31 protein-coding genes are annotated in these 25291 nt (G+C 62.4%); 15 read left to right on the top strand and 16 right to left on the bottom strand.

Annotated features, from left to right (window positions below):
- Positions 1 to 58: 58 nt before the first annotated feature.
- The 3 genes from FSY45_RS18805 to gpmA form a co-directional block, all read right to left on the bottom strand.
- The gene (locus FSY45_RS18805) at positions 59 to 826 is read right to left on the bottom strand and encodes a HesA/MoeB/ThiF family protein (protein ID WP_003066727.1); all 768 of its coding nucleotides are present in this window, start codon (positions 824 to 826) and stop codon (positions 59 to 61) included.
- A gap of 75 nt (positions 827 to 901) precedes the next feature.
- Positions 902 to 2413: a S41 family peptidase gene (locus FSY45_RS18800; RefSeq protein ID WP_003066730.1), complete on the bottom strand. Its 1512-nt coding sequence runs from the start codon at positions 2411 to 2413 to the stop codon at positions 902 to 904.
- 131 nt (positions 2414 to 2544) lie between these two features.
- Positions 2545 to 3288, bottom strand: a complete 744-nt coding sequence (gene gpmA / locus FSY45_RS18795; protein WP_003066733.1) for a 2,3-diphosphoglycerate-dependent phosphoglycerate mutase — start codon at positions 3286 to 3288, stop codon at positions 2545 to 2547.
- A 285-nt stretch (positions 3289 to 3573) separates the two neighbouring features.
- On the opposite strand from gpmA, the gene FSY45_RS18790 reads away from it, so the two are divergent.
- The 4 genes from FSY45_RS18790 (at position 3574) to FSY45_RS18775 (ending at position 6098) form a co-directional block, all read left to right on the top strand.
- The gene (locus FSY45_RS18790; protein WP_003066735.1) at positions 3574 to 3981 is read left to right on the top strand and encodes a rhodanese-like domain-containing protein; all 408 of its coding nucleotides are present in this window, start codon (positions 3574 to 3576) and stop codon (positions 3979 to 3981) included.
- A gap of 73 nt (positions 3982 to 4054) precedes the next feature.
- On the top strand, positions 4055 to 4312 hold the full coding sequence (grxC, locus tag FSY45_RS18785; protein ID WP_003066738.1) for a glutaredoxin 3: 258 nt from the start codon (positions 4055 to 4057) through the stop codon (positions 4310 to 4312).
- A gap of 197 nt (positions 4313 to 4509) precedes the next feature.
- Positions 4510 to 4971 carry a protein-export chaperone SecB gene (secB, locus tag FSY45_RS18780; RefSeq protein WP_003066740.1) on the top strand — a complete coding sequence of 154 codons (462 nt, stop codon included), beginning with the start codon at positions 4510 to 4512 and terminating at the stop codon, positions 4969 to 4971.
- A 116-nt stretch (positions 4972 to 5087) separates the two neighbouring features.
- Positions 5088 to 6098: an NAD(P)H-dependent glycerol-3-phosphate dehydrogenase gene (locus FSY45_RS18775; RefSeq protein ID WP_003066742.1), complete on the top strand. Its 1011-nt coding sequence runs from the start codon at positions 5088 to 5090 to the stop codon at positions 6096 to 6098.
- A gap of 137 nt (positions 6099 to 6235) precedes the next feature.
- Here FSY45_RS18775 and FSY45_RS18770 read toward each other — a convergent pair whose 3' ends face one another.
- On the bottom strand, positions 6236 to 7126 hold the full coding sequence (locus tag FSY45_RS18770) for a DMT family transporter (protein WP_003066745.1): 891 nt from the start codon (positions 7124 to 7126) through the stop codon (positions 6236 to 6238).
- On the opposite strand from FSY45_RS18770, the gene FSY45_RS28285 reads away from it, so the two are divergent.
- The gene (locus FSY45_RS28285) at positions 7125 to 7253 is read left to right on the top strand and encodes a hypothetical protein (protein WP_255432092.1); all 129 of its coding nucleotides are present in this window, start codon (positions 7125 to 7127) and stop codon (positions 7251 to 7253) included. The genes FSY45_RS18770 and FSY45_RS28285 overlap by 2 nt on opposite strands.
- Before the next feature lie 171 nt (positions 7254 to 7424).
- Here FSY45_RS28285 and lysA read toward each other — a convergent pair whose 3' ends face one another.
- Positions 7425 to 8672: a diaminopimelate decarboxylase gene (gene lysA / locus FSY45_RS18765; protein ID WP_003066746.1), complete on the bottom strand. Its 1248-nt coding sequence runs from the start codon at positions 8670 to 8672 to the stop codon at positions 7425 to 7427.
- A 106-nt stretch (positions 8673 to 8778) separates the two neighbouring features.
- On the opposite strand from lysA, the gene FSY45_RS18760 reads away from it, so the two are divergent.
- Both FSY45_RS18760 and FSY45_RS18755 read left to right on the top strand, forming a co-directional pair.
- A complete protein-coding gene (locus tag FSY45_RS18760; protein WP_034362359.1) occupies positions 8779 to 9705 on the top strand; it encodes a LysR family transcriptional regulator in 927 nt (308 codons plus the stop codon).
- Between the two features lie 87 nt (positions 9706 to 9792).
- Positions 9793 to 10164, top strand: a complete 372-nt coding sequence (locus FSY45_RS18755) for a polyhydroxyalkanoate granule-associated phasin (protein WP_003066750.1) — start codon at positions 9793 to 9795, stop codon at positions 10162 to 10164.
- A 20-nt stretch (positions 10165 to 10184) separates the two neighbouring features.
- On the opposite strand, the gene FSY45_RS18750 is transcribed toward FSY45_RS18755, so the two are convergent.
- Together FSY45_RS18750 and FSY45_RS18745 are read right to left on the bottom strand one after the other, a co-directional pair.
- Positions 10185 to 11666: a SulP family inorganic anion transporter gene (locus tag FSY45_RS18750; RefSeq protein ID WP_057093343.1), complete on the bottom strand. Its 1482-nt coding sequence runs from the start codon at positions 11664 to 11666 to the stop codon at positions 10185 to 10187.
- Positions 11667 to 11757: 91 nt separating this feature from the next.
- The gene (locus FSY45_RS18745; protein ID WP_012839648.1) at positions 11758 to 12207 is read right to left on the bottom strand and encodes a MaoC family dehydratase; all 450 of its coding nucleotides are present in this window, start codon (positions 12205 to 12207) and stop codon (positions 11758 to 11760) included.
- A 98-nt stretch (positions 12208 to 12305) separates the two neighbouring features.
- On the opposite strand from FSY45_RS18745, the gene FSY45_RS18740 reads away from it, so the two are divergent.
- Positions 12306 to 12707, top strand: a complete 402-nt coding sequence (locus FSY45_RS18740; RefSeq protein ID WP_003065765.1) for a hypothetical protein — start codon at positions 12306 to 12308, stop codon at positions 12705 to 12707.
- Positions 12708 to 12860: 153 nt separating this feature from the next.
- Here the strand turns inward: FSY45_RS18740 and panC are convergent, their stop codons facing one another.
- On the bottom strand, positions 12861 to 13700 hold the full coding sequence (gene panC / locus FSY45_RS18735) for a pantoate--beta-alanine ligase (protein ID WP_003065767.1): 840 nt from the start codon (positions 13698 to 13700) through the stop codon (positions 12861 to 12863).
- A 38-nt stretch (positions 13701 to 13738) separates the two neighbouring features.
- Positions 13739 to 14608 (bottom strand): 3-methyl-2-oxobutanoate hydroxymethyltransferase, encoded by an 870-nt coding sequence (panB, locus tag FSY45_RS18730; protein WP_003065769.1) that lies wholly within the window; start codon positions 14606 to 14608, stop codon positions 13739 to 13741.
- A gap of 203 nt (positions 14609 to 14811) precedes the next feature.
- Here panB and FSY45_RS18725 point away from each other — a divergent pair, with 203 nt between their 5' ends.
- The 6 genes from FSY45_RS18725 to yiaA all read left to right on the top strand — a co-directional run bounded on the left by FSY45_RS18725 (position 14812) and on the right by yiaA (position 19345).
- A complete protein-coding gene (locus FSY45_RS18725; protein ID WP_039049688.1) occupies positions 14812 to 15546 on the top strand; it encodes a Crp/Fnr family transcriptional regulator in 735 nt (244 codons plus the stop codon).
- Positions 15547 to 15675: 129 nt separating this feature from the next.
- Positions 15676 to 15975, top strand: a complete 300-nt coding sequence (locus FSY45_RS18720) for a DUF4148 domain-containing protein (RefSeq protein ID WP_003065771.1) — start codon at positions 15676 to 15678, stop codon at positions 15973 to 15975.
- Positions 15976 to 16137: 162 nt separating this feature from the next.
- Positions 16138 to 17322, top strand: coding sequence for an aminodeoxychorismate synthase component I (gene pabB, locus FSY45_RS18715; RefSeq protein ID WP_046462222.1), 1185 nt, complete (start codon positions 16138 to 16140; stop codon positions 17320 to 17322).
- Positions 17319 to 17951: an aminotransferase class IV gene (locus FSY45_RS18710; RefSeq protein ID WP_003065776.1), complete on the top strand. Its 633-nt coding sequence runs from the start codon at positions 17319 to 17321 to the stop codon at positions 17949 to 17951. Before pabB ends, FSY45_RS18710 begins: the two co-directional genes overlap by 4 nt.
- Positions 17952 to 18000: 49 nt before the next feature.
- Positions 18001 to 18573 carry a DUF4274 domain-containing protein gene (locus FSY45_RS18705; protein ID WP_003065778.1) on the top strand — a complete coding sequence of 191 codons (573 nt, stop codon included), beginning with the start codon at positions 18001 to 18003 and terminating at the stop codon, positions 18571 to 18573.
- 253 nt (positions 18574 to 18826) lie between these two features.
- Complete coding sequence (yiaA, locus tag FSY45_RS18700) at positions 18827 to 19345, top strand: inner membrane protein YiaA (RefSeq protein ID WP_003065781.1); 519 nt, start codon at positions 18827 to 18829, stop codon at positions 19343 to 19345.
- Between the two features lie 26 nt (positions 19346 to 19371).
- Here the strand turns inward: yiaA and FSY45_RS18695 are convergent, their stop codons facing one another.
- The 3 genes from FSY45_RS18695 to panD form a co-directional block, all read right to left on the bottom strand.
- Positions 19372 to 20055: a tRNA-uridine aminocarboxypropyltransferase gene (locus tag FSY45_RS18695; RefSeq protein WP_046462223.1), complete on the bottom strand. Its 684-nt coding sequence runs from the start codon at positions 20053 to 20055 to the stop codon at positions 19372 to 19374.
- Positions 20056 to 20176: 121 nt separating this feature from the next.
- Positions 20177 to 20542, bottom strand: coding sequence for a 5-carboxymethyl-2-hydroxymuconate Delta-isomerase (locus FSY45_RS18690; RefSeq protein WP_003065785.1), 366 nt, complete (start codon positions 20540 to 20542; stop codon positions 20177 to 20179).
- A 38-nt stretch (positions 20543 to 20580) separates the two neighbouring features.
- Positions 20581 to 20961: an aspartate 1-decarboxylase gene (panD, locus tag FSY45_RS18685; RefSeq protein WP_003065787.1), complete on the bottom strand. Its 381-nt coding sequence runs from the start codon at positions 20959 to 20961 to the stop codon at positions 20581 to 20583.
- A gap of 347 nt (positions 20962 to 21308) precedes the next feature.
- Between panD and FSY45_RS18680 the strand changes: the two genes are divergently transcribed.
- Positions 21309 to 22337 carry a porin gene (locus FSY45_RS18680; protein WP_003065789.1) on the top strand — a complete coding sequence of 343 codons (1029 nt, stop codon included), beginning with the start codon at positions 21309 to 21311 and terminating at the stop codon, positions 22335 to 22337.
- A 165-nt stretch (positions 22338 to 22502) separates the two neighbouring features.
- On the opposite strand, the gene FSY45_RS18675 is transcribed toward FSY45_RS18680, so the two are convergent.
- The 4 genes from FSY45_RS18675 to FSY45_RS18660 all read right to left on the bottom strand — a co-directional run bounded on the left by FSY45_RS18675 (position 22503) and on the right by FSY45_RS18660 (position 24920).
- Complete coding sequence (locus FSY45_RS18675) at positions 22503 to 22868, bottom strand: 6-carboxytetrahydropterin synthase (protein WP_057093337.1); 366 nt, start codon at positions 22866 to 22868, stop codon at positions 22503 to 22505.
- Positions 22869 to 23010: 142 nt separating this feature from the next.
- On the bottom strand, positions 23011 to 23649 hold the full coding sequence (queE, locus tag FSY45_RS18670; RefSeq protein WP_057093335.1) for a 7-carboxy-7-deazaguanine synthase: 639 nt from the start codon (positions 23647 to 23649) through the stop codon (positions 23011 to 23013).
- Between the two features lie 136 nt (positions 23650 to 23785).
- Positions 23786 to 24643, bottom strand: a complete 858-nt coding sequence (locus FSY45_RS18665) for a ScpA family protein (RefSeq protein ID WP_003065796.1) — start codon at positions 24641 to 24643, stop codon at positions 23786 to 23788.
- 70 nt (positions 24644 to 24713) lie between these two features.
- Entirely contained in the window at positions 24714 to 24920 is a 207-nt protein-coding gene (locus tag FSY45_RS18660; RefSeq protein WP_003051953.1) for a DUF3460 family protein, read from the bottom strand.
- Positions 24921 to 25291 lie beyond the last annotated feature (371 nt).

The raw sequence follows: 25291 nt of genomic DNA, 5'->3' as shown, positions 1-25291 counted from the left end.
TCGTTTCAATTCTCAATGTGGAAAATCAATTACGGCCCATGAAAAAATCATTGTATTGTCATTTTTTGTAATTTGTGTTTGGCGTTCCGCAGATATCACAGGTTTTAACCCTAGCAATTTTCATCCTACTCCACTCCATGGAGCGTGCATCAAGCATTTGAAGTTGTCCGACAGAAGATCGGCCAAAACCGACAATCAGCTTCAGTGCTTCCGCAGCTTGCTGGGTGCCGATCAGTCCAACCAGCGGAGCAAAGACGCCCATGGTTGAACACTGAACCTCTTCAAATTCAGCCTCTGGCGGAAAGACGCATGCATAGCATGGGCTGTCGGGGTTGCGTGGATCAATGACCATCAGCTGGCCATCGACACGGATGGCAGCTCCTTCGACCAGGGGTACGCCGTGGCGTACGCAAGCCGCATTGATGGCCTGGCGGGTCTTGTAGTTGTCGGTGCAGTCGAGCACGATGCTTGCCTCAGGCAGCAGTTCATCGAGCAGGGTCTCGGTTGCACGCTGCTGGATGCAGCGAATCTCGATCCCGGGATTGATGGCATGTACGGCAGTGCGGATCGATTCCACCTTGGCCATGCCTATGCGCTCGGTCGTGTGGGCAATCTGGCGCTGCAGATTGGTCATGTCCACGACGTCGTTGTCGACGATGGTGATGCGCCCCACACCTGCCGAGCCCAGGTAGAGTGCGGCAGGCGAGCCCAAGCCGCCGGCTCCAATGATCACTGCATGCGCTGCCAGAATGCGCTCCTGGCCTTCGATGCCGATCTCGTCGAGCATGATGTGACGGGAATAGCGTAGCAATTGATCGTCATTCATCGGTTTGCTTCCATGGTTCCAAGAAAAAAGCCGGGCAAGCCCGGCTGATTTTGAGCGGGTTCCATAACCCGGTGCTTATTTTTTGCTCTTGTCGGATTCGCCTTTTTCGGGCGCTTTCTTGTCAGCGGGCTTTTTGTCCGCGGCCGTCGCGTCTCCGGGCTTCTCTTCGATTTTGCGCTCCGTCAGGGTTTTGCTGACCTTGACAGCTTGGCCTTTGAGCTTGTTCAGTGCCTGTTGCAGCTGAAAGTCCTTTTCAGACCCGAATTCCGGCAGGCGGCGTTCGGCGGCTGGCTTCTTGGCTTCCTCTTCCAGGCGTTTGCGAGCTTCCTCGCGGGCCTTTTCAAGCGAATCGTTCTTGACCTCCGCACCCTGTCCGCTGGACAAATGCTTTTCAAGGTCTGCTTCACGCATGCTCAGTGCTGCAAACAAATCGCCGTCTGCAGTCTCGTCCACCATCACATCGGGCACGATGCCCTTGGCCTGAATGGATTTGCCGCTAGGCGTGTAGTAGCGCGCCGTCGTCAGCTTGAGAGCCGTATCGGGGCCCAGAGGGCGCACGGTTTGCACCGACCCCTTGCCAAAGGACTGGCTGCCCATGACGGTGGCGCGTTTGTGATCTTGCAGGGCTCCGGCCACGATTTCGCTGGCCGAGGCCGAGCCTTCATTGACCAGCACCACCAGAGGCAGCTTTTTCAGTGCTGCAGGCAGGCGTTGCAAGGGGTCGCCAAAACCGCGCTGGGCGTAGAACTCGGGCGATGCCTTGTAGACGGCCTTGCTTTCGGCCAACTGGCCGTTGGTCGAAACCACGGGCACATCGGGTGGCAGGAAGGCCGCAGAGATGGCTACGGCAGCATCCAGCAAACCGCCTGGATCATTGCGCAGGTCCAGCACCAGTCCCTTGAGATTGGGTTCCTGCTTGTAGATTTCCTCGACCTTGCGGACAAAGTCATCGACGGTGCGTTCCTGGAACTGGCTCAGGCGGATCCAGGCGTAGCCAGGCTCGATCACCTTGCCCTTGACCGATTGAGTCTTGATTTCTTCACGGGTAATGGTGACGGGGAAGCTGCGGCTTTCATCCTTTCGCAGGATGTTCAGGCGCACCTTGGTATTTGGTTCGCCACGCATGCGCTTGACAGCGTCATTGAGCGTCAGGCCCTTGACGGCAGTGTCGTCGATCTTGGTGATCAGGTCGCCGGTCTTGAGACCCGCACGGAAAGCGGGCGAGCCTTCGATGGGGGAGACGATCTTGATCAGCCCGTCTTCCATGGTGATCTCGATGCCGACGCCAACGAACTTGCCGGAAGTGCCTTCCTTGAATTCTTTGTAGGTTTTCTTGTCGAAGTACTGGGAGTGAGGGTCCAGGCTGGAGACCATGCCGGAGATGGCGTCGGTGATCAGCTTCTTGTCGCTGACCTGCTCCACGTAATCGGTCTTGATCAGGCCGAAGACGGCCGACAACTGCTGGATTTCTTCAAGTGGCAGAGGCGTCACACCCCCGCGAGCCAGCGTCTGCAGGGATACGGTGGTCAACGCACCGGCGACCACGCCCACAGAGATCCAGCCTGCAATTTTGATTTTTTGACCCATAGCACCCCTTAAACCATTCGCAATATACACCTTGGACGGCGGAAGGCCCATGAGGTTCCAAGGCCTTTTGCCGTGTCAGTCCTGTTCAGACTGCGCAAGCGGTCTGAACAGGAACGGTGAAGAGGTCTCTCTCAGGCCTTGCCCTGGGCCGCAACTGCCGCTGCTGCCTTGGCTGCGGCTTCGGCGTCGCCCAGGTAGTAGTGGCGGATGGGCTTGAGGTCGGCGTCCAGCTCATAGACCAGAGGAATGCCGTTGGGCACGTTCACGCCCACGATCTGGTCGTCGGCGATGTTGTCCAGATACTTGATCAGGGCGCGGATGGAGTTGCCGTGTGCGGCCACAACCACCCGTTTGCCGGCCTTGATGGCGGGTGCGATGGACTCGTCCCAGAACGGCACAACGCGTGCCACCGTGTCCTTGAGGCACTCGGTCAGCGGGATCTGCTCGGGCTGCAGCTTGGCGTAGCGCACATCGCTGCGTTCGCTGCGAGGGTCGGTGGCTTCCAGGGCGGGAGGCGGCACGTCGTAGCTGCGGCGCCAGACCAGCACTTGCTCGTCGCCGTACTGCTTGGCCATATCGGCCTTGTTCAGACCTTGCAGACCGCCGTAGTGGCGTTCGTTGAGGCGCCAGCTATGCACCACGGGCAGCCAGGTGCGGTCCATTTCATCCTGCACATGCCACAGGGTACGGATGGCGCGCTTGAGCACGCTGGTATAGGCCACATCGAAGTCATAGCCTTCTGCCTTGAGCAGTTGGCCGGCCTTCTTGGCCTGTTCGACGCCGGTGGCAGTCAGATCCACATCGGTCCAGCCGGTGAAGCGGTTTTCAAGGTTCCAGGTGGATTCACCGTGGCGGATCAGAACGAGCTTGTACATGGATTCTCTCAAAGTAGCAAAGCAGTAATGACACAAAGTCAAAACCGTGCATTTTAGGGGCTGGCCTTTGTCCGGGCTTGAGGCAAGGTAAGCCGGTCGCACCCAGCGGTGGCCGCCAAGCTATTCCTGTTGGGCCCTTCGGGGATTGTGAAGAGCACTCACTTGCGGCCTAGGGCGTGTGAACAGAGGGTTTTGGCTTGCGAGAACAGGGGCTGTGGCCCTCTGGCGCGATCCGCCGGCAAGCCTGCCTCTAAAATCGTTCGGTTTGCCATCCCAAGGAATGACGTGAAATTCATCATTGATAACTGGTATTTGATCCTGATTGCCGTGGCTTCGGGTGTGATGCTGCTGCTGCCCGCACTGCGCGGTGCCACAGGCGGCTCGCTGTCGGCAGCGGCTGCGGTGCACCTGATCAACCGCGAAAAAGCCGTGGTGCTGGACGTCTGCGAGCCCGAAGAGTTTGCCGCCGGCCATGTCAACGGAGCCAGGAACCTGCCGCTGAGCCAGTTGGAAGAAAAGTTGCCCACCACCGTCAAGAACAAGCAACTGCCCGTGGTGCTGGTGTGTGCATCGGGCGCCCGTGCCGTGCGTGCCGAAGCGGTGGCCAAGAAGCTGGGTTACGAGAAGGCCCAGGCGCTGGCTGGCGGCATGAAGGCCTGGCGCGATGCCGGCCTGCCGGTTGAAAAAGCCTGATTCGGCCGCAACTGAGAACTCTGACGACTGCAGCACAGCGTGCTGCATTGCAAAAACTACAAGGAAGTTGCTCATGCAAGCCGTGAAGATGTACACCACCGCCGTCTGCCCCTATTGCATTCGTGCCAAGCAGATTCTCAAGTCCAAGGGCGTGGATCAGATCGAGGAAGTGCGCATCGATTTCGATACCGCTGCCCGCGATCACATGATGCAGGTCACCGGCCGCCGCACCGTACCCCAGATCTTCATTGGCGATACCCATGTGGGCGGTTGCGACGATCTGATGGCGCTGGATGCCAAGGGCGGTCTGCTGCCCCTGCTGCAAAGCTGATTACTTGCCGTGCCACTGCCGCCAAACGGCATGAATTTGCGCTTTGTGCTGCCTGCTACGACGCAGCCTCTGGCTGTCACTGCATAATGCAAAGCGCTATTTCATGGAAATGCCTGCTGTGAGGATAGCTGCGTGCTAGTCCTCTGCGCAGGCATTTTCATTTCCCTCTCAAGATTTTCTGAAAGACCTAGCTCATCATGGCCGAACAAGACAACAGCCCCGTGTTCCAGATCCAGCGCGTGTATCTGAAGGACCTGTCCCTGGAGCAGCCCAACTCTCCCGCCATCCTGCTGGAGCAAGAGCAGCCCAGCGTGGACATCCAGCTGGGTGTGGAAGCCACTCCCGTGGCTGAAGGCGTCTACGAAGTGGCCGTGACCGCCACGGTTCAGACCAAGATTCAGGACAAGACCGTGTTCCTGGTCGAAGCCAAGCAGGCCGGCATCTTCGAAATCCGCAACGTGCCCGAAGACCAGATGGGCGGCGTGATCGGCATTGCCTGCCCCCAGATCATCTACCCCTATCTGCGCGGCAACGTGGCCGACGTGGTGACCCGCGCCGGTTTCCCTCCCGTGCACCTGGCCGAGATCAACTTTCAGGCCATGTACGAGCAGCAGCAAGCGGCTGCCGCAGCACAGGCCGAAGGCCAGCTGCCCCAGTAAGCTGACGGCAATTGCTGATTCCTGCGATGTGCAAGAATCGGCAGCCAGGCAAGAAAGAGGCCCTAGCGGCCTCTTTTTCTTGTGGGTTGTGCGCAAACCGCTATCAAAATTCAGGTATGAAAATTCTTGTCATCGGCGCTGGCGCCTGGGGTACAGCCATGGCCATCAGCGCGGCCACCCATCCCGAGCAGGGCAGCGTCAGACTCTGGGCGCGTGACCCGGCACAGGCGCAGCTCATGCAGGCCGAGCGCGCCAACAGCCGCTATCTGCCCGGCATCCGCTTCCCGGATGCGCTCACGGTGGTCAGTGGAGATGTGATGGCCCATGTGGCGGATGCCGATCTGATCGTGCTGGGCACGCCCATGGCGGCGCTGCGCCAGTGGCTGGGCCAGCTCAAGGATTGCCGCCGGCCCGTGGTCTGGCTGTGCAAGGGCTTCGAGGCCGTGGCCGCCGACGCACCTGCCGGCAGCTATGGGCTGATGGCGCATGAAGTCTGCCAACAGGTGGCTCCGCAGCTGCAAAGCGGTGCGCTCAGCGGCCCCAGCTTTGCGGCCGAGGTGGCGCGCCAGCAGCCTACGGCTTTGGTGGCAGCCAGCGCCCATGAGGGCGTGAGCGAGCTGCTGGTGTCGGCCTTTCACGGTGAGGCCATGCGCGTCTATGCCAATCAGGACATCGTGGGCGTGGAAGTCGGCGGAGCCGTCAAGAATGTGCTGGCCATTGCCACGGGTCTTTGCGACGGCCTGCAGCTGGGGCTGAACGCGCGCGCGGCCCTGGTCACGCGTGGCCTGGCCGAGATGACGCGCCTGGGCGTGGCGCTGGGTGCGCGCGCCGAAACCTTCATGGGCCTGTCCGGCCTTGGCGATCTGGTGCTGACCGCCACCGGCGATCTCTCGCGCAATCGCAAGGTGGGTCTGCTGCTGGCCGAAGGCAAGAGCCTGGAGCAGGCCGTGACATCGCTGGGCCATGTGGCCGAGGGTGTGTACAGCGCCCGCACCGTGCTCGCACGGGCACGCCAGGTCGGTGTGGAAATGCCCATCACCGAAACCGTGGTTGCCTTGCTGGACGGCCAGCTGCCGGTGACCGAAGCCGTGCAGCACCTGATGGTGCGCGATCCGCGCGGCGAATAAGCCTATAGAACGATAGCTGTTAGCGCTTGATATTCATGGATCTCAGATACTTTTCTATCTGAAAGTTAATGGATGCAGGCGGTAGCAGCTATTGTTTTCCATGGTGCTGACTGACGGATTCAGGCGCGCCCGGCGAGCTACTTCGCCTCTCTGACGCTGAGCCAGGCACTCGCCGCCCCGCACAGCGCAATGACGACCATGCCCAGCACGGCCCATTGGTCGGGGATATGACCATAGACCAGCCAGCCTGCCAGCAGCGCGCAGGGGATCTGGCTGTAGAGAAACGGCGTGATGGTCGCAGGCTCGGCCTTTTCATAGGCCTTGAGCAGCATCAGGTGTCCGACGGCGCTGCCTGCGCCCATGGCAATCGCGGCCAGCCAGAGTGCTGCGCTGTCCGGCAGCTGCCAGGACCAGGGCAGGGCCATGCAGCTCAGGCTCAGGGCCAGCAGGCTGGTGTAGATCTGCGTGGTCAGCGGGCGCTCCTTGCCCGCCATGCGGCTGCTCAGGATCTGATAGGCGGTGTTGGCCAGCAGCTGCAGCGCAGGCCAGACCAGGGCCCAGCCGCTGAACTGGCCGCCGCCCGGCCGCAAGATGACCAGCGTGCCCGCAAAGCCCAGCGCCACCAGCACCCAGCGCAAGGGGCTGACCTGCTGGCCCAGCCAGAGCGCGGCCAGCAAGGTCAGGGCCAGCGGCGTCAGCGCCACGATGGCCGTGAACTCCGCCAGTGGCAGATAGCGCAGGCTGAGCATGGCCAGCGCATTGCTCAGACAAAACAGAATGGCGCGCAGACACTGAAAGCCCGGGCGCTGGGTGCGAAAAATCTCCAGCCCATGTCTTGCTACGCCAAAGCCCACGGTCAGCACCGACTGCAGCGCATAGCGCAGCCACAACGCCATCAGCAGCGGCAGCACGGCGCCCGCATATTTGGAGCCCGTATCGAGTATCGAAAAACAGGCGCAGGCCAGCACCGTGAAGCCGATGCCCGTCAGCGTATGGCGATGGACCGAGGAGGCTGAGTGCTGTGACATGGAAGAACTTGCCGGGCACTGCGCGGTGCCGAGAGAAAAGACTTCAGGTGATTTTGGCCTGAAGCCCCTGATGACTAAGCGTTGGCTGCTATTGAATTCATGGCGTGAACTCAATCATGGGGCGTGACGCAAGAGAGAGACAGCAAGCAAGGGCCTAGCCGGCCGCGCCGCCCCGCAGCTAGGGCTGCCCCAGCGATGCTGTCGTCCCCCTCCCTTAGCGCGCAGCGCGTAGAGAGAGGAGAGGGGCGCCCGGCCAGGGGAAGGCGCGGGGCCGCCCAGGCAAGCGGCTCAGGGGGAGTTACAAACCAATCTCCAGGGCCAGCAGTTCCTCCACCGTCTGGCGACGGCGAATCAGCTGGCTCTGCTCGCCATCGACCAGCACTTCGGCGGCCAGCGGGCGGGTGTTGTAGTTGCTGGACATGGAGCTGCCGTAGGCGCCCGTGTCATGAATCACCAGCAGGTCGCCCACGCTGGCGCCGGCCAGCGCGCGCGGCAGCACCACGCCGCCGTCGCCCTGGGTGAAGACATCGCCCGATTCGCACAGCGGGCCGGCCACCACGCTGTCCTGCGCGGGCAGGCTCTGGCCGTCGCGGCGCAGCACTTCCATGCCGTGGTAGCTGCCGTACATGCTGGGGCGCATCAGCTCGTTGAAGCCGGTGTCGACCAGCACGAAGTGGTTGCTGCCCGCATTCTTGGTGGCGCGCACGGTGCCCAGCAGCACGCCGGACTCGGCCACCAGGAAGCGGCCGGGTTCCAGTTCCAGACCCAGGCTGTGGCCCACGATGCCTTCTGCCTGCTTGCGCGCCGCATCCCACAGGCCGTGGTAGTGGTTGGTGTCGATGGTGGCATCGCCCTGTTTGTAGGGAATGGACAGGCCGCCGCCGGCCGAAATCGCATGCAGGTCCACGCCCGCCGCCTTGGTGCGCTCGACCAGCTTGACCATGGCGCCGCAGACTTCCTGCAGATGGCCGTAGTCCACGCCCGAGCCGATGTGCATGTGCAGGCCGGCCAGCACCAGGCCGCCGGCCTTGATGGCGTCCAGTGCGGCTTCGAGTTCGCTGTGCCAGATGCCGTGCTTGCTGTGCTCGCCGCCGGTGTTGGTCTTGTTGCTGTGACCGTGGCCGAAGCCGGGGTTGATGCGCAGCCAGACATGGTGGCCCTTGGACACGGCGGCCAGCTGGTGCAGCATGTCGATGGAGCCCGCGTTCACAGGCACCTGGTGTTCCACCACGGTGGCCAGCGTGGCCTCGTCCATCACGTCGGCTGTGAAGACGATATCGGCAGGTTCGCCGAAGCCGGGCGTAAAGCCCGCCGCCAGCGCGCGCAGGACTTCGCCGCGCGAGACTGCATCCACCTTCACGCCTTGCTCGCGCATGAGCTTGAGGATGTGAATGTTGGAGCAGGCCTTCTGGGCAAAGCGCACGGTGTCGAAAGCCTTGAGCTGGGCAATGCGTTCGCGGATGGTGGCGGCGTCATAAACCCACAGCGGCGTGCCGTACTGGTCGGCCAGGTTCCAGAGCTGTGCGGGAGAGAAGGGGTTTGCCATGGGCGGTCTCTTGAAAGGGAATAGTTCAGCGCATCATGCATGCGACTATCTATTCAGTCCAATAGCTTGATTTTTGAAGATCATTCAATATTGATATGCTTTGGGCATGACTGATTCAGAAGCTTCTCAGCGCATCACCCACCGTCATATCGAGGTGTTCCGTGCCGTTATGACGGCCGGCAGCGTCACGGGCGCGGCGCAGCTGCTCTATACCTCCCAGCCCACGGTCAGCCGCGAGCTGGCGCGCATGGAGCAACTGCTGGGCTATGCACTGTTCGAGCGCGTGCAGGGCCGGCTGCGCGCCAATGCGCGGGCCTTGCTGCTGTGGGACGAGGTGCGGCGCAGCTGGCAGGGCCTGGAGCGCGTGATCGACCGCGCCGTGGAGCTGGGGCGCCCGCAGGGCGCGAGCATCAGCGTGCTGTGCCTGCCGGCACTCAGCCACGCCTTGCTGCCGGGCGCGCTGGCGCGTCTGCAGGTCAGTCATGGCGCCGTGGCCGTGAGCGTGAGCACCCAGGAGGCACCGCTGCTGCAGGAATGGATGGCGGCCCAGCGCTTCGATCTGGGCCTGTCCGAGCTGGCCGAGGCGCCGCCGGGCACGCGCAGCCAGCCCTTGCCGGCCATGGACGAGGTAGCCGTGCTGCCTGCTGGCCATGCGCTGGCGCAGAAGGCGCTGCTGAGCGAGCGGGACTTTGAGGGCGAATCCTTCATCAGCCTGGCGCGCGACGACCCCTACCGGGCCCAGATCGATGCGGTGTTCGCCCGTGCCGGCGTACAGCGCCGGCTGAGCCTGGAGACCGCCAGCGCCGTGGCCGTCTGCGCCATGGTCCAGCATGGCCTGGGTCTGGCCATCGTCAACCCGCTGACTGCGCGGGCCTGCGCCGGCCCGCAGCTGGTGGTGCGGCCGCTGGCGTTCTCGATAGCGTTCCAGGTGCATATGCTGCTGCCGCTGCACCGGCCTGCCGATGCGGGCCTGCCCTGGCTGACGGCGGCACTGGAGCAGGAGGCACTCAGCCTGCTTGGGCACAGGCGCTGAATTCGGCGATAGGGCTTTCGCAGGTGAGCTTGCGCAAACTTCTATGTTGCAGTGCACAATAAAACGCCTGAATGCAAGGAGTTACACATGCCTGAATCCGCCATCCCCCACCGCACTGCCAGCGAACTGCTGGACATCAGCATGGCCGTGCCTCAGGTCATCAACCACCGGCTCACGCGCATGGCCCTCAGCGGTCCGGTGCTCTCTGCGCGCGACCAGAAGGAGTTCACGCGCATGGTGGTGGAAAAGCAGGTCGCCTTCAGCCAGGCCTGGCTGACCATGGGGGCCGAAATGTTCAAGGTGCAGCAGCAACTGTGTCTGGCCTGGATGCGCAACCCCTGGACCATGAGCCAGAAGCTGCCCGTGGCGGCCGACAAGGTGGCGGCCAGAAGCCTGGCGCCGATTCGCCGCAAGGCCGTGGCCAATGCCAAGCGCCTGTCGCAGACCAGCCTGAAATAAGCGGCCACCAGCCGCCAAACCTAGACCCTGATGCGTTCTATCAGTCGTTGACTGGCCTCGTCCAGCCCCGTCAGCTCCACGCGGCAGCCATGCTGGCGCAGGCGCTCCATCACCTTGTCCAGCGCGCCCACGGCAGTGATGTCCCAGAAATGAGCGCCACTTACATCGATGCGGGCCTGCCTGCCGGCCGCGGCACGCACGTCGAAGGCTTCGATCAGCGCATCGGCCGAGGCAAAAAACACCTGGCCGCTCACCGTCCAGGTATAGAGTCCGCCGGCCTCGTCCAGGCTGCCCCGGACCTGCAGCATATGGGCCACCTTGAAGGTGAAGAACACGCCCGAGAGCAGCACGCCTGCCACCACGCCGGCGGCCAGATTGTGGGTGGCGATGGTGATGACCACCGTCACCAGCATCACCGAGCTGGACAGACGCGGGTGGCGCACCAGATTGCCCAGCGACTTCCAGTCGAAGGTCGAAACCGACACCATGACCATGATGGCCACCAGAGCAATCACCGGTACCCGCGACACCCAGGGCTTGAGGGCGACCATGAGAATCAGCAGAAACACCCCGGCAAACAGGGTGGACAGACGACCGCGGCCGCCGTATTTCACGTTGCCCACGGCTTGGCCGATCATGCCGCAGCCCGCAATGCCGCCGAACAGGCTGGCCGAGACATTGGCCAGGCCCAGGCCCGTGCATTCGCGGCTCTTGTTGCTGGGCGTGCCCGTCAGGTCGTCCACCACGGCGGCTGTGAGCACCGACTCCAGCAGACCCACCATGGCAATCGCCAGGGCTGGCAGGGCGATGATGCGTAGCGTCTCCAGGCTCGCGGGGATTTCGGGCAGGGCGAACAGCGGCAGGCTGTCCGGCAGATGGCCCAGATCGGCCACGGTCTTGAGGGGCAGGCCCATGAAGCTGGCGAGCAGCGTCAGCACCAGCACGCAGATCAGTGGTGAGGGAATGGCGGTCAGTGCCTTGAGCTGCACTCTCTGTCCCAGCCAGGGCAGGCCGTAGATCAGGGCCAGGCCCAGGGCCAGCATGGCCCAGGTGGCGGTGTTGGCGCCCTGCAGATGCGGCAACTGGGCTGAAAAGATCAGAATGGCCAGCGCGTTGACAAAACCCGTGCGCACCGAACTGGAGACAAAGCGCACCAGAGAGCCCATCTTGCACAGGCCGAAGGCGATCTGCATGGCACCCGCCAGCAAGCCTGCGGCCAGCAGATATGGCAGACCATGCGATGCGACCAGCGGAGCCGCCACCAGGGCCACCGAGCCGGCCGCTGCCGAGACCATGGCCGGACGTGCGCCGAACACGGCAATCACGATGCTGATGATGAAGGAGGCATACAGCCCCACGGCCGGGTCCACACCCGCGACAAAGGAAAAGGCAATGACCTCGGGAATCAGCGCAAACGTGGCGACGGCGCCGGCCAGCAGCTCACGCGGCACGCTGGACGCCCATTCGGCGCGCCATCGGCTCAGGGAAAAATGGGGATTCATATCGCAGCAGCAAGTGATGCGCCGCCTGTGCATAGCAGGCAGCGCCGGTGGGCGATATTAAGCAGTGCCCAGGACTTTTGCTGCGCAAGGGTCAGGCCGGGCGCTTGAAGCACACCATCTTGGGCCTGAAGCGCTGCAGCACCTCGCCGCGCTGGTTTTTGGTGTGGGAGAGGACACGCACCAGGGCCCGGTTGGGTTTGGACTGGGAAGGAATGATCTCCACGATTTCCGACTCGACCTGCAGCACATCACCAGGGCGTGTGGGCTGGGGCCAGGCCAGCTCTTCCATGCCGCCACCGATCACGCCGTCGGCCAGGGGAATGCTTTGCGTCACCAGCAGCATGCTGATGGAGGCCGTATGCCAGCCGCTGGCGGCCAGGCCCTGGAAGAAGGTGTGCTTGGCGGCTTCGGGGTCGAGGTGAAAGACCTGGGGATCGAACTGCCTGGCATAGGCAATGATTTGCGCCTCATCCAGCGGGTAGCCTTCGCTGACGAACTTCTGGCCCACGTACAGATCATCGAGATACAGTTTTTCGCTCATTTGGCTCCTCGTTCCTTCTTGTGTGGAGTAGCCGACAGTATGCGCGGCAGCGGCCCTGGCCGCTGTTGCCAAGGTGCCAGAGCGCTATGCTCGGGCCCATGAATTTCGAGTTTGAAGATTCCGAGGTCGCCGCAATCAGCCTGCAGAACGGCGCATTGCAGATCCGCTTTTCCGCTGCCCGTGTGCTTGACGGTGACCGAGCCGGGGCCGGGGAGGGCCTGTGGCAGCCGATGCTATTGATATGCAAGCAAACTGCGCAGGCTGACAAAGTGCCGGAGGCCGATTTGGCGCGAATCCTGGCCGCCGTGGGCCGTGTCCGGCAAGCGCAGCTGCATATTGCTGGTCAGCGCCTGCGCAGCCTGCCCCTGCCTTTTGTCAGCGATGCCGATTTTGTGCTGGAGCTGGAAATGGGCAGCGGCCTGTTCTGCCGGCTCAATGGGCAGGGACTTGAGCTGCAGCCTCTGCCCGGTCGGTCATCGACGGACTCCTACCAGTGCTGAGAGCGCTACTCGCCTCTGCATTGGTCTTGATGCCTGACGCTGGCGGGGCCTGAATCAGAGACACGAGGCAAGGGCCTGATCCTGGGTTGGCCGCGCCGCAGCGGGTGTGCCGCCCGCTGCCCACATGCCTCGCCACAAAGCGCCTAAGAAGGCCTAGAACTCCAGGTTGTCTATGAGCCGGGTGCTACCCAGGCGTGCCGCGCCCAGGGCCACCAACTCGCCGCTGCGCGCATCGACAGGTGTCTGCAGATCGCTGCGCTGGCGCACGCTCAGATAGTCGGGCTCCCAGCCCTTGGCGCGCAGCGCGGCCATGGCCTGCGCTTCGAGATCGGCCAGATTGCCGCCCTGGCGTGCGGCATCGGCCAGTGCCTTGAGCGCCTGCGACAGCGCCATGGCCTGCACACGCTGCTCATCGCTGAGGTAGCCGTTGCGCGAGCTCAGGGCCAGGCCGCTGTCGGCGCGTGCCGTGGCGCAGCCGATGATCTCTATGGGCAGGGCGAACTGCTGCACCATGCGGCGGATCACCATCAACTGCTGATAGTCCTTCTGCCCGAAAACGGCAGTGCCGCCGCCCGTGGTGGCAAACACGGCCTGGAACAGCTTCATGACCACGGTGCAGACGCCGGTGAAGAAGCCGGGGCGGAAGTGCCCTTCCAGAATGTCGGCCAGCTGCGCATCGGGCTGGACCTTGAAGGTCTGCGGCTCGGGGTAGAGGTCTTTCTCCCTGGGGGCGAAGACGATGTCGCAGCCCTCGGCTTCCAGCTTGGCGCAGTCGGCATCGAAGGTGCGCGGGTAGCTGTCGAAATCTTCGTGAGGCAGAAACTGCAGGCGGTTCACGAAGATGCTGGCCACGGTCACATCGCCATGCTGGCGGGCCTGGCGCACCAGGGAGAGATGGCCTTCGTGCAGATTGCCCATGGTGGGCACAAAAGCAGGGCGGCCGCGACCGGCCAGGGCGGCGCGCAGGTCGGCGATGGTGTGAACGATTTGCATGACTCAAACAGTGGGGGAAAAAAAACAAAAGCCCGGACTCACCAGGCGTGCAGGGCATTGTCGGGGAAGCTGCCATTCTTGACGGCCTGCACATAGGCTTCCATGGCGCCCTTGACGCTGCCTGCATCGGCCATGAAGTTGTGCACGAACCTGGCCATCTTGCCCAGGTTCACGCCCAGCATGTCGTGCAGCACCAGAACCTGGCCGGCCGTGCCATTGCCCGCGCCAATGCCTATGGTGTGGCACAGCGGCAGCTCTTCGGTCAGTTGGGCGGACAGGGCTGCGGGCACCATCTCCAGCACCAGCATGGCGGCCCCGGCGTCCTGCAACTCCAGCGCATGCTGGCGCAGCGTAGCGGCGGCCTGTTCGTCCTTGCCCTGGACGCGGTAGCCGCCCAGTGCATGCACGGTCTGCGGCGTCAGTCCCAGGTGGGCGCAGACGGGCACGCCGCGATCGACGAGAAAGCGCACGGTGGGTGCGGTCCAGCCACCGCCTTCGAGCTTGACCATATGGGCGCCGGCCTGCATCAGCTGGCAGGCGCTGCGCATGGCCTGTTCGGGACTTTCGGCATAGCTGCCGTAGGGCATGTCGGCAATCACCCAGGCTGTGGCCTGGGCGCGATGCAGGCCGCGCGTGACGCTGGCCGTGTGATAGGCCATATCCTGAAGCGTCACGCCCACGGTGCTGTGCAGGCCCTGGCAGACCATGCCCAGCGAGTCGCCGACCAGGATGCACTCCACCCCGGCCGCGTCGGCCACGGCGGCAAAAGTGGCGTCATAGGCCGTCAGCATGGTGATTTTTTCACCGGCCGCGCGCATCTGAGCCAGGCGCGGCAGGCTGACGGGGCGGCGCTGGGGCTGGGGCGAAGAGGGGGGGATGGTGCCGTAAGGCGTGCCGGTAGCGGTCATGGATGTCTCCTGGTCTTGTCTATGGCTGGGCCCCGCAGAAAAGCCTGCAGGCAAATTTGCCCGCGAGTCTATGCGATGCTGCGCTGCAGCGCCACGTTGAAAAAGGGTATGGCTGCTGTCGGCCACCTTACTATGCTGTGTGGCCATGCATTGCATGGCCCTGCGTTCAGCGGCCTTCCATTTCTTTTTGCACAAGGTGGTTCATGTCCATGCTCGAGTCCCCGCAGCCCTCGGTTTCAGCGCCTGTGTCAGCCGTTGCCTGGCAGGGGCTGCGCAACGTGAGCTGGCTGGAGTCGCTTTCCGACGAGAGGCTGTCCGTGCTGGCGGGGCAATGCCTTTGGCACCGGCTGGAGTCGGGACAGGTGCTGCACGGGGCCTATACCGATGAGCGCATGTACATGCTGATCAACGGCCAGCTCAGTGTCGGCAGCTACAGCACCAGCGGGCGGGCCATGATTCTGGGTTATCTGGAGCCCGGTTTCTTTTTTGGTGCTTTCGCGCCCAAGCCTCTGGTCAGGCATGTGTCCGTGCAGGTGCAGGCCACGCATGAAAGCCTGGTGGCATCGCTTTCCAGTGCAGAGCTCGAAGCATTGATCATGAGCGATGTTCTGGTCATGCGGGCCGTGGTCCAGCGGCTCAGCGAGCTGGCCGGGGTGCTGGCGCGGCGTGTGGTCAGCCTGGGAACCCTCACGGTGCGGGGCCGCCTGCATGCCCAGTTGCTGGAGCGGGCCGAGATGGCGGGAATCGAGAACGACGAGGCCCTGCTGTCGCCGGCTCCGCGCCAGAACGATCTGGCCTTGATGCTAGGCACCAGCCGCGAAGAAGTCGCACGCGAGATGTCGCGGCTCACGCGCCTGGGCCTGCTCAGACGTGAAGGGCGCAATCTGCGTCTTTGCCGCGTCGATGGCCTGCGGCTGCTGCTCGAAGAAGCGCATTGATTTCGCAATGTGAAATGATTTTTTGCGTGAGAAAACGCACAGACGGCCCGTGGGGGCAGGGCGCATAGTTCAGTCGTGCAGTACGCGGCAGGTCTTCTTTCCGCCGCTGCGCCGTTGAAAGGATTGAAAATGCGCTCCCTCACCCGTTTGTTGACCGCAGCTGTGCTGACCGCCAGCGCCGCGGTTGCCATGGCTCAAGACCTCCCCCAAACTTCCGTAACCGCCAGCAAAAGTCGTGCCGAAGTGATGGCCGACCTTGAGATGTACCAGCGTGCAGGTCTGGGCTATATGCCCACGCCTGCGGCTTATGTCGAAACAGAATTCAGCACCGAGTACCGCAAGGCTTATGCCGAATACCAGCGTCTGCTGGCCAGCCCCGCCTACACGGCTGCCGTGGCCAAGTACCAGTCGCAGCTGGGCGGAAAGTAACAGAGTTCTCTCTTAGCCATCCGACAGAGGTGGCCCATTGGTGGATGCGCGCTGAGGGATTCCTTCAGCGCGTTTTTTTATGCCGGCAATGCCCGGCTGATGGATATAGCAAGTTTGATAGCATTCGGCGCATATTGATAGTGTGCTTGCAGGTGATCTGACTTGAAAACCGTTCTTGATTTCACCGCTCCCTGGCAGACGGGTGCTGCCCGTTTGCAGCATGGCTTTGACGAGCCCGAGCGCATATTGCAAGCCCATGCTCCCGAGGATGTGCCTGCCGTGCTGGAAGCCGTGCAGCAGGCCGCCGAGCAAGGCCTGTGGTGCGTGGGCTGGCTGGCCTATGAGGCGGCCAGCGGGTTTGATCGCGCCTATGCCGAGGCCGTGCATAGGAACTCCGCTGGCCAGCCGCTGGCCTGGTTCGGCCTGCATCGCGCGCCGCTGGCGGCCTGCGGGCAGAACTCGCCCGTGCCTTCTGCGGCAATACATTGGCAGACGGCTCTGAGCCGCGAACAGTTCGATGCCCATGTGGCGCGCATTCATGCGGCCATCGCTGCGGGCGACTGCTATCAGATCAATTACACGGCCCCCTTGACTGCAGAGCTATCGGGTGAGAAAGAGTCCGACACTTCCGCCCTGGCTCAAGAGCTGTTTGCAAGGCTGCAGCGGGCCCAGCCCGGAGGCTATGCAGCATTGGTTGATTGTGGCGACATGCAGGTGCTGTCGCTGTCCCCGGAGTTGTTTTTCGACTGGGACGGCGAGCGGATTCTGACCCGCCCCATGAAGGGCACGGCGGCGCGCGGCAGGACCCCCGAAGCCGATGCGAAGGCCGCGCAAACCATGCGCGAGTCGGCCAAGGAGCGGGCCGAGAACGTGATGATCGTGGACTTGCTGCGCAACGATCTGTCACGCATAGCCGTGCCGCACAGCGTGAAAGTGCCACAGCTGTTTCAGGTCCAGGCACTGCCGGCCGTCTGGCAGATGACCTCGGATGTGGTGGCACGCACGCGCCCGGATGTGCGGCTGGTGGATGTATTCGGGGCGCTGTTCCCTTGCGGCTCGATCACCGGGGCGCCCAAGCGCCAGGCCATGCGCCTGATTCGCGAGCTGGAGCCCGAGCCTCGTGGCGTCTATTGCGGTGCGCTGGGCGTGGTGCGACCCGGGGCCAAGCCGGGGAGTATTCACGCAACTTTCAATGTTCCCATTCGCACCGTGGTGCTCAGGAATGGGCGCCTGAGCTGCGGCGTAGGCAGCGGTATCACGGCCAGCGCCAATGCGGCCGATGAATGGATGGAATGGCAACACAAGCAGGCTTTTCTGAAGGTGCTTGAGCAAGGTGTTGGAGCATGAACACGAATCTTGAGATCCTCGAAACCCTGGCGCTCAAGGATGGCCGCTGGCAGAACTGGGCCTTGCATTGGGCGCGCCTGCAGATCACTGCGCAGCATTTTCGCTATCCCTTGATGCAGATGCAGCTGGAGTCCGATATGGAGCGCATGGCCAGGCAGACTCATGCCATGGGCGACTGGCGCGTGCGGCTGGCGCTTTCGATCACCGGTGAAGTGCAGATCACGGCCGAGCCCTTGCCGCCCACGGTCCAGCCGGTGGCGCTGCAGCTGGCGCATCAACCCATTGCAAGCGCGGTGGCGCATAGCGATGTGGTGCGTTTCAAAACCTCGGTACGTCAGCATTACGACGCTTTCAAGCCCCAGAGCGCCGGCATTTTCGATATCGTGCTTTTCAACGAGGACGGTCAGATCACCGAAGGCACGCGCGGCAATATTGCCGTGCAGCTCGATGGGCGCTGGGTCACCCCGCCGCTGCAATGCGGGCTGCTGCCGGGCGTGGGGCGGGCACTGGCCCTGTCCCAAGGCCGGCTGACAGAGCAGGTGGTGACGCTGCAAGAGGCAAGCCATGCCAGCGGCTGGGCCTTTATCAATAGCCTGCGTGGCTGGCTGGATGCTCGTTTGATCGCCTAGGCCTGGTTTGTTATCGTGCGGATGTAAGCAACCTGGAGGAGTCTCAGCCATGGATGACGACGACTTTGATGCCCTGTATCTGGACCTGATGAAGGAATTCCTGGCCACTGCCACGCCCCTTCAGTGGCTGGCCGTGGTCACCACCATGAACTACGACAACGGCAGCGCGTTGCCCGACTGGATCAGCAAGCATCCCAAGCTGGAGCCGGCCGTTGCCAAGGCCTTGTACTGGTATCAGCAGCCGGGCTACTTCCAGCACTATGCTTCGCAGGACAAGGTTCCCAGCATCAACCGCTCAGGCTGGGCCCGTGTGCAGGCGCTGAGCCAGCGCTTTGAACAGGGCAATCTTGCTCCGGCCACCATTGGCTGGGATCCGGCCAACGATCTGGCTTCGCCCACGGGCAATGAAAAGCATCCTGGCTATGACTGGACCAGCGAAGCCGTCAAGGGTGATGAAGCCAAATGGCAGATTCCGGCCATCATGCTGCAGGCCGTGCCCGGCGAGCAACCCGATATCTATGCCTATGTCGACGAGCACGGCTGGGAAGACGGCATGCCGCCCCATGTCCAGGAGGAGCTCAATGCCGCCATGGATGGAGATGAAGTCGAGGATGAGGATTAGCGCCTGCGCGCCCGGTTGTTGCGCTCACGCAGGCCTATGCTTAGGGCAACTGCAGCGCATGAAGCGGCAGATGGCCGTGCTCGGGATGAAGCCGCTGCCGCCGGGGGTCGTAGCCGGGGCGGTTCAGGCAAGCCAGTGGCTGATGAGTGAAACAGCTCCTTGGGTATCTTTTGGCGATACCTTGTGAAGAAACTCTTGGCTTGAGAGAATGGATTTTCTACTATCCGTTCACCACAACTTTCGAGACAAGCTCATGAACTCTCAAGCCGTCACCAGCCACAAGCCTTCAACCGCCTTTGTCGGCGCGTCCTGGGCCGCCTTGCTGCTGGGTGTCGTAGCCTTCATGGCCGGGCTGTGGAATGCAGCCATGCAGCTCAACGAGAAAGGCTTTTACTTTGCCGTGCTGGTGCTGGGCCTGTACTCGGCCATCTCGCTGCAGAAAACCGTGCGCGACAAGCTCGAAGGCGTTGCCGTGACCGGCATTTACTACGGCATCAGCTGGGTGGCGCTGATCATCGCGGTGCTGCTTCTGGGCACAGGTCTCTTCAACGCCACGTTGCAACTCAGCGAAAAAGGGTTCTATGCCATGGCTTTTGCACTGGCTCTGTTCGGTGCGATTGCCGTGCAGAAAAACACCCGCGACAGCCTGAGCGCCGACGACGGGGCAGCAGAGCGCAAGCGCGGCAAGAGCGAGCGCAGCGGCCCCGCTCTGGTGGTGACTGATCCTGCCAAGCCTGCCGATGTGCCTGAGCAGGTGGTCAACAACCGCTGAGTCGAAAGCCGTTTGACGGCTGAACATCAGGCGCTCCTTTGGGGCGCCTGATTGCGTTGGCGCAGCTGCAGTTGCTGCGTCACAAACTGCTTGAAGACTTCATGCAGTGTTGCATTGGCTGACCCATCTGCTGTCCAGTTGTGCAGCTGTGCCAGGGCCTGGGCCGCTGCCTCGAAGCTGGAGAGCTGCCCTGGCAGATGGGCCTTGCGGATGGCGTAACCGGAGTCCTCCACATTTTGGAGGGGCAGGCGCGGCAGGGCTTGCAGAGCAGGATTGAGATAGAGCATCTTGCGGCTTTTGCGCCAGGTGCCGTCGATGACCACCAGCCGAAGGCGCTCTGGCGGCTGCGGCCAGGGCAAGGGTAGGGGGCTGGCCGCAGCCAGCTCCAGGGCGGCATCCTGCTCTGCGGTATCGGGGTAGAGCAGCAGGCTGTGGCGTGGCGCACCATCGGTATCGGCCCAACTGGTCCAGCTTCCATGGAGAGCCGCTTCCAGCTCGGCGGCATCGAATTCCTCGCCCACCATCACCCGGCTATGCGGCAGACACAGATGCAGCAAATGCCCCGTGCCCTTGGCTTCATGCACTTCCATGGGATGCATGAGGATCAGCACTTCGGCCTGATGCGCGACCGCCTGGGCCAGCGAGCAGATGCAGGTGCGCAGTGCTCGGTGACAGTGGGGGCAGCGGGGGCGAGAGTCAGGTCTGCTCATGATTCAAGAGCTGTTTGTGCCTTTGGAGAAGGCAAGGCGATTTTTATTCAGGCCGATGTCCCTGAAACAGCAACGCCCGCAAGCATGGGCTGCGGGCGCTGTTGCGGGAGTCGTGAAGGACTTAGAGGCGACCCTTGAAGTAGGTGGCCTTGTCCATATCGGATACGTCCACGCTCAGCTGCACCATCACATCGGCAGGCTGGGGCACGAGGCGGCGCAGGACTTCGGCAATGCCGTCCGACATCTGCTTCTTGGCTTCGGTGCTGCGGCCTGCCATCAGCTGCAGGTGTACATGGACAAAGCCGCGCTTTTCGGGCTGGGTGCCGATATAGACATGGTCCATGTTCAGGCGGGCAATACGGGCCTTCACATCGGCTTCATCGAGAACGGAGGGATGGGAGCAGACCACTGCGTTGATGTCGCGCATCAGCTCGCGCTCGTTCAGGCCGGTCAGGTTGTCGGTGTATTCAATATGCAGATGAGGCATGGAGTTCTCTCGCTCGGTGTTGGAGGCAAAAGCCGTTTTTACAGCATCTGGGTGGGCACTTTGTGGCGCAGCTCGACCTGTTTGTTGCTGTCGTCCACAAAGACCAGCTGGGGCTGGTGCTCGGCCACATCGCTTTCATGAACCTGGGCGAAGGCGGCAATGATGAGCAGATCGCCCACGCTGGCGCGGCGGGCAGCCGAACCGTTGACGGAAATCATGCCCGAGCCGCGCTCGCCCTTGATGGCGTAGGTCACGAAGCGCTCTCCGTTGTCGATATTCCAGATATGGACCTGTTCGTTTTCAGCAATGTTGGCGGCATCCAGCAGATCCTCGTCGATGGCGCAGGAGCCTTCGTAGTGCAGCTCGCATTGCGTGGTCTTGACGCGGTGGATCTTGGATTTGAGCAGGGTGCGGAACATGGTTGTCTCTCTGGGGCGCTTTGCGCGTTGCTGGAATGGGGCAGGCCTGTGCTTGCGAAAAATCACGCAAGTCTAAATGCGATCGGTAAAACCCATGTAGTTCATTGAGGGCATTGACAGGGAAATGCGGCGCCTGCGCATTCTCGATGTCGATAGTTCTGCCAACCGCTGATGTAGGACGATGTGACGATTGTGGTTGAGATTGTTGTTTTGTTGAGAATTTAAGGGTTGTAACTAATGTTTCATTTTTACTTTGTTTAATGACTTCAGTCCCAGACGGGGCCCGTCCAAGGCAGGCCATCTCCGTACTGCATGGGCTTTCTCATTTCTACAAACAAGTGAACAGCATGAAACGAACTCTTCTCGCCCTTGCCGCCCTGACCGTTTCCGCCGGTGCCCTGGCTCAATCCAGCGTGACCGTCTTTGGCGTGGCCGACGTGTCGGTGGCCCACATCTCCACGACCGGCAAAAGCGTTTCCGGCCTGGCCAACGGCGGCAACTCCAGCAGCCGTCTGGGCTTTCGCGGCGTGGAAGATCTGGGCGGAGGCCTGAAGGCCGATTTCTGGCTGGAAGGCAGCCTGGGCGTGGACGACGGCACGGCTTCCGGTTTCAAGTTCGATCGCCGCTCCACCGTCAGCCTGCTGGGCAACTTCGGTGAAGTCCGCCTGGGTCGCGACAAGACCCCCGCCTACCAGAACCTGGAGACCTTTCATGCCTTCGGTGACACCGGCATGGGCGCCATCAACGGCCACAACCTGATCAGCGGCTCGGCTGCAGGCACTTCCGAAGGCTCCAACCCCAAGCGCAACTCCAATGCCATCAGCTATCTGCTGCCCAAGCTGGGTGGCGTCTACGGTCAGCTGACCCACAGCTTTGGCGAGCAGGCCGACGACCACAGCCTGGCCAGCTCCACCGGCCTGCGTCTGGGCTATGCCAACGGTCCCCTGAACGTTGCCGCAGCCTACGGCATCGCCCGCGGCGGCACGGCTGCCGCTGGCGTGGACTACAAGACCATGAATCTGGGCGCTTCCTATAACTTCGGCGTTGTCACTCCCATGCTGCTGATCGCGTCCGACCGCGGCAACGGCAAGCGTGTCGATCTGTACAGCCTGGGCGTGAAAATGCCTCTGGGCGCCGGCGAACTGCGCGCTGCCTACACCTGGTACAAGGACAAGAAGCAAAGCGATGCGGACTCCCAGCGTCTGGCCCTGGGCTATGGCTACAAGCTGTCCAAGCGCACCGAAATCTATGCGGCCGTGGCACGCATGAGCAACGACGACAAGGCTTCCCGCAAGCTGGGTTCGTCGCTGAGCCCTACACCCGCTGTGGGCAAGAGCCTGACGGGCTACGAAATCGGCCTGCGCCACAATTTCTAAGAGCATGGGCAGCAAAGAGCTGCGGCGGCTGCCGCACTCTGCTGTCTGATGATCTTGCCGAGTTAGGCCTCCTGGTGGGGAAGCCGTCTGACTCTCAGCAAGCTGGCCCCGCAATAGCGGGGCCTTTTTTTGGGGGGCGTTTCGGGGCCTATGCGGTGGCTGTCTTCAGGGCAGATCGAGCACGCAGCCGTCGCCGATGCTGTCGCGCCAGACGCGGATGCGGCTGGGCGCAGGCTCAAGGTCGGCCAGGGCATTGGCGATGAAGAGACAGAGGTTTTCCAGCGTGGGCTTGCCCAGGCCCGGCACTTCATCGAGAAAGTGATGGTCTAGCTGATCGCGCAGCAACTCCAGGCGCGCGCGCAGGTGGCCGAGGTCGATGACCATGCCGTTGTCCGGATTGCGCGGGCCTCTCACGCTGACTTCCGCCCAGTAAGTATGGCCGTGAATGCGGCGGCTGCTCTCGGTCTCGATAGCCCGCTCCAGGGTATGGGCGGCATCGAAGAAAAAACGCTGGTGAACGGTGAACTGCATAAACGTTATTTCTGACTTTGCGCATGCAACCGGCGCGCACCAACGCTAGTGACAGCAAGCAAGGGCCGCCCCGCAGCGAGGCTGTCGTCTCCCTCCCGCGTAGCGAGAGAGGGGGAAGGCGCGAAGCGACTCAGGGGGGGGGTCATCGAATTCCCGTGAGCTTGTGGGTTTGCAGGCTCAGGCGCCAGCCGGGGCGCAGCATGCATTGCGCGATACAGGCGGCAATATTGCTGCTCTGCTGGGCGTTGTCCATGGGCTGCAGAAAATAGTGCTGGAACTCGGTGCTGGCTTCAATGGCCGCCAGATCGAACGTGGGCTGAGGCCAGACCAGCTTGAGCTCCTGCCCGCTACGCTGAATCCAGTCCGCACCGGCCTTGGGGCTGATGCACAGCCAGTCTATGCCTTCGGGTGCGGCCACCGTGCCATTGCTTTCCACCGAGATACGAAAACCGCGCATATGCAGGGCTGCGATCAGGGCCTGGTCGACCTGCAGCAAAGGCTCGCCGCCCGTCAACACCACCATGCGGTGCCGGCTGTCGTCGGCGGGCCACTGGCCCAGAATGCGCTCGGCCAGTTCATCGGCCGTGGCGAACTTGCCGCCCAGCGTGCCGTCGGTTCCGACAAAATCGGTGTCGCAGAACTGGCAGATGGCCTTGGGTCTGTCCTGCTCGCGGCCAGTCCACAGATTGCAGCCCGCAAAGCGGCAGAACACGGCGGGCATGCCGGCCTGGCCGCCTTCGCCTTGCAAGGTGTAGAAAATTTCTTTGACGCTATATGTCATGTCGTGTGTGTCGCGTCAAGGCGCGGTGGAACAGGAGGCTGGCGTGCTGCAGCCCAGGATGCGAATGTAAGCCCTTGCTGAACTTCTGGTGGGCCATAGGGTTACAAGGCCGAGGCCTTGCAACTGTTCTCCGGCCTCACACCGGGGTATAGGCCAGGCGCACATAAATGGGCGCGTAGGCTTCGGCCTGGGTGATTTCGATCAGCGTTTCCTTGGCCAGCTCCAGCATGGCGATAAAGGTGACGACCAGCACGGTCGAGCCTTTTTCCGGATTGAAGATGCGCTCGAACTCCACAAAACGCTGACCCTGCAACTGCTTGAGGATCTGGCTCATGTACTCGCGCACCGACAGCTCTTCGCGTGTGATCTTGTGGCTTTGCACCAGCTTGGCGCGCTTGAGGATGTCGCGCCAGGCGGCTTGCAACTCGCCGATTTCCACATCCGGAAAGCGCGGTTGCAGGCTTTGCTCGATATAGACCGTGGCCTTGAGAAAGTCGCGCCCGTAGGTGGGCAGCTGTCCCAGTTGCTGGGCGGCCAGCTTCATCTGCTCGTATTCGAGCAGGCGGCGCACTAGCTCGGCGCGCGGATCCTCGGCTTCCTCGCCATCCTCCTGCTTCTTGGGCGGCAGCAGCATGCGCGACTTGATCTCGATGAGCATGGCCGCCATCAGCAGATATTCGGCTGCCAGCTCCAGATTGCGGCTGCGCACCTCGTCCACATAGGTCATGTACTGGCGCGTCACGTCCAGCATGGGGATGTCGAGGATATTGAAGTTCTGCTTGCGGATCAGGTAGAGCAGCAAGTCCAGCGGGCCTTCAAAGGCTTCGAGAAAGACTTCCAGCGCATCGGGCGGGATATAGAGATCCTGGGGCAGCGCAAACAGGGGCTCACCGTACAGGCGTGCCAGGGCCACCTGATCGACGACCGAAGGCGACGGATCAGAAGCGTCCGGGTTCTGGCCCGGCAACAGGGTCTGTTCTTCAGCCTCGCTCATGGTCTGCTATGGATTGCAGAGCTGAGCGCGCTTGATGAGTAAGCGCTTGAGGCTGATTTCATCGAAAAGATCAGGAATGGTTGGTCTGGTACACGTAGGGCTGTTGTTCCACGCGACCGGCGCGCAGATCTTCCCAGACTTCATAGTTCACGTCCTTGTCCCACAGCAGGGCGCGACCGGCTTGCTGTTGCTTGTCCAGCTCGGGCTTTTGCTGCTTCAGGTCGTTGATGAAGTTGGTGGTGTCGGAACGGTAGTCGGGGCGGCGGAAGAAAGACATATGTGTAAAACCTCTCAGAACAGCGGATTTTAGCCCGTCGCGGACGCCAGGCCCGCTCCGGGCCTTTAGAACGTGCTTGCGATCTCTACGCAGCCGCGTTGGAGCGCAATCGGGATGAGTTCGAAGCGATGGCTCGCCGCTTGCACCGGGGTGCAAGCAAGAGACAGAGTGCAGAAATCGTCCGATTTCGCGCCAACCCTCCGGGACAGTGTCTTTGCGGGCGCCCGGTCAGGGGCGGTATGCGGCGTTGCCTCGCCGGCCGCGCAAATCCTCGCAATAGCACGGCTATTGCTACGGTATCGCGCGCGCGGGGCCGCCCCCTGGCATTCCATCCCGCAAAGCCTCTGTCGCGGCGCGAGGAGATCGCAAGC

The sequence above is a fragment of the Comamonas sp. Z1 genome (genome assembly GCF_008121555.1).
Classification (GTDB): Bacteria; Pseudomonadota; Gammaproteobacteria; order Burkholderiales; family Burkholderiaceae_C; genus Comamonas; species Comamonas thiooxydans.
The sequence above is the reverse complement of the archived record's forward strand: the minus strand, read 5'-3'. Positions and strand labels throughout refer to the sequence as shown.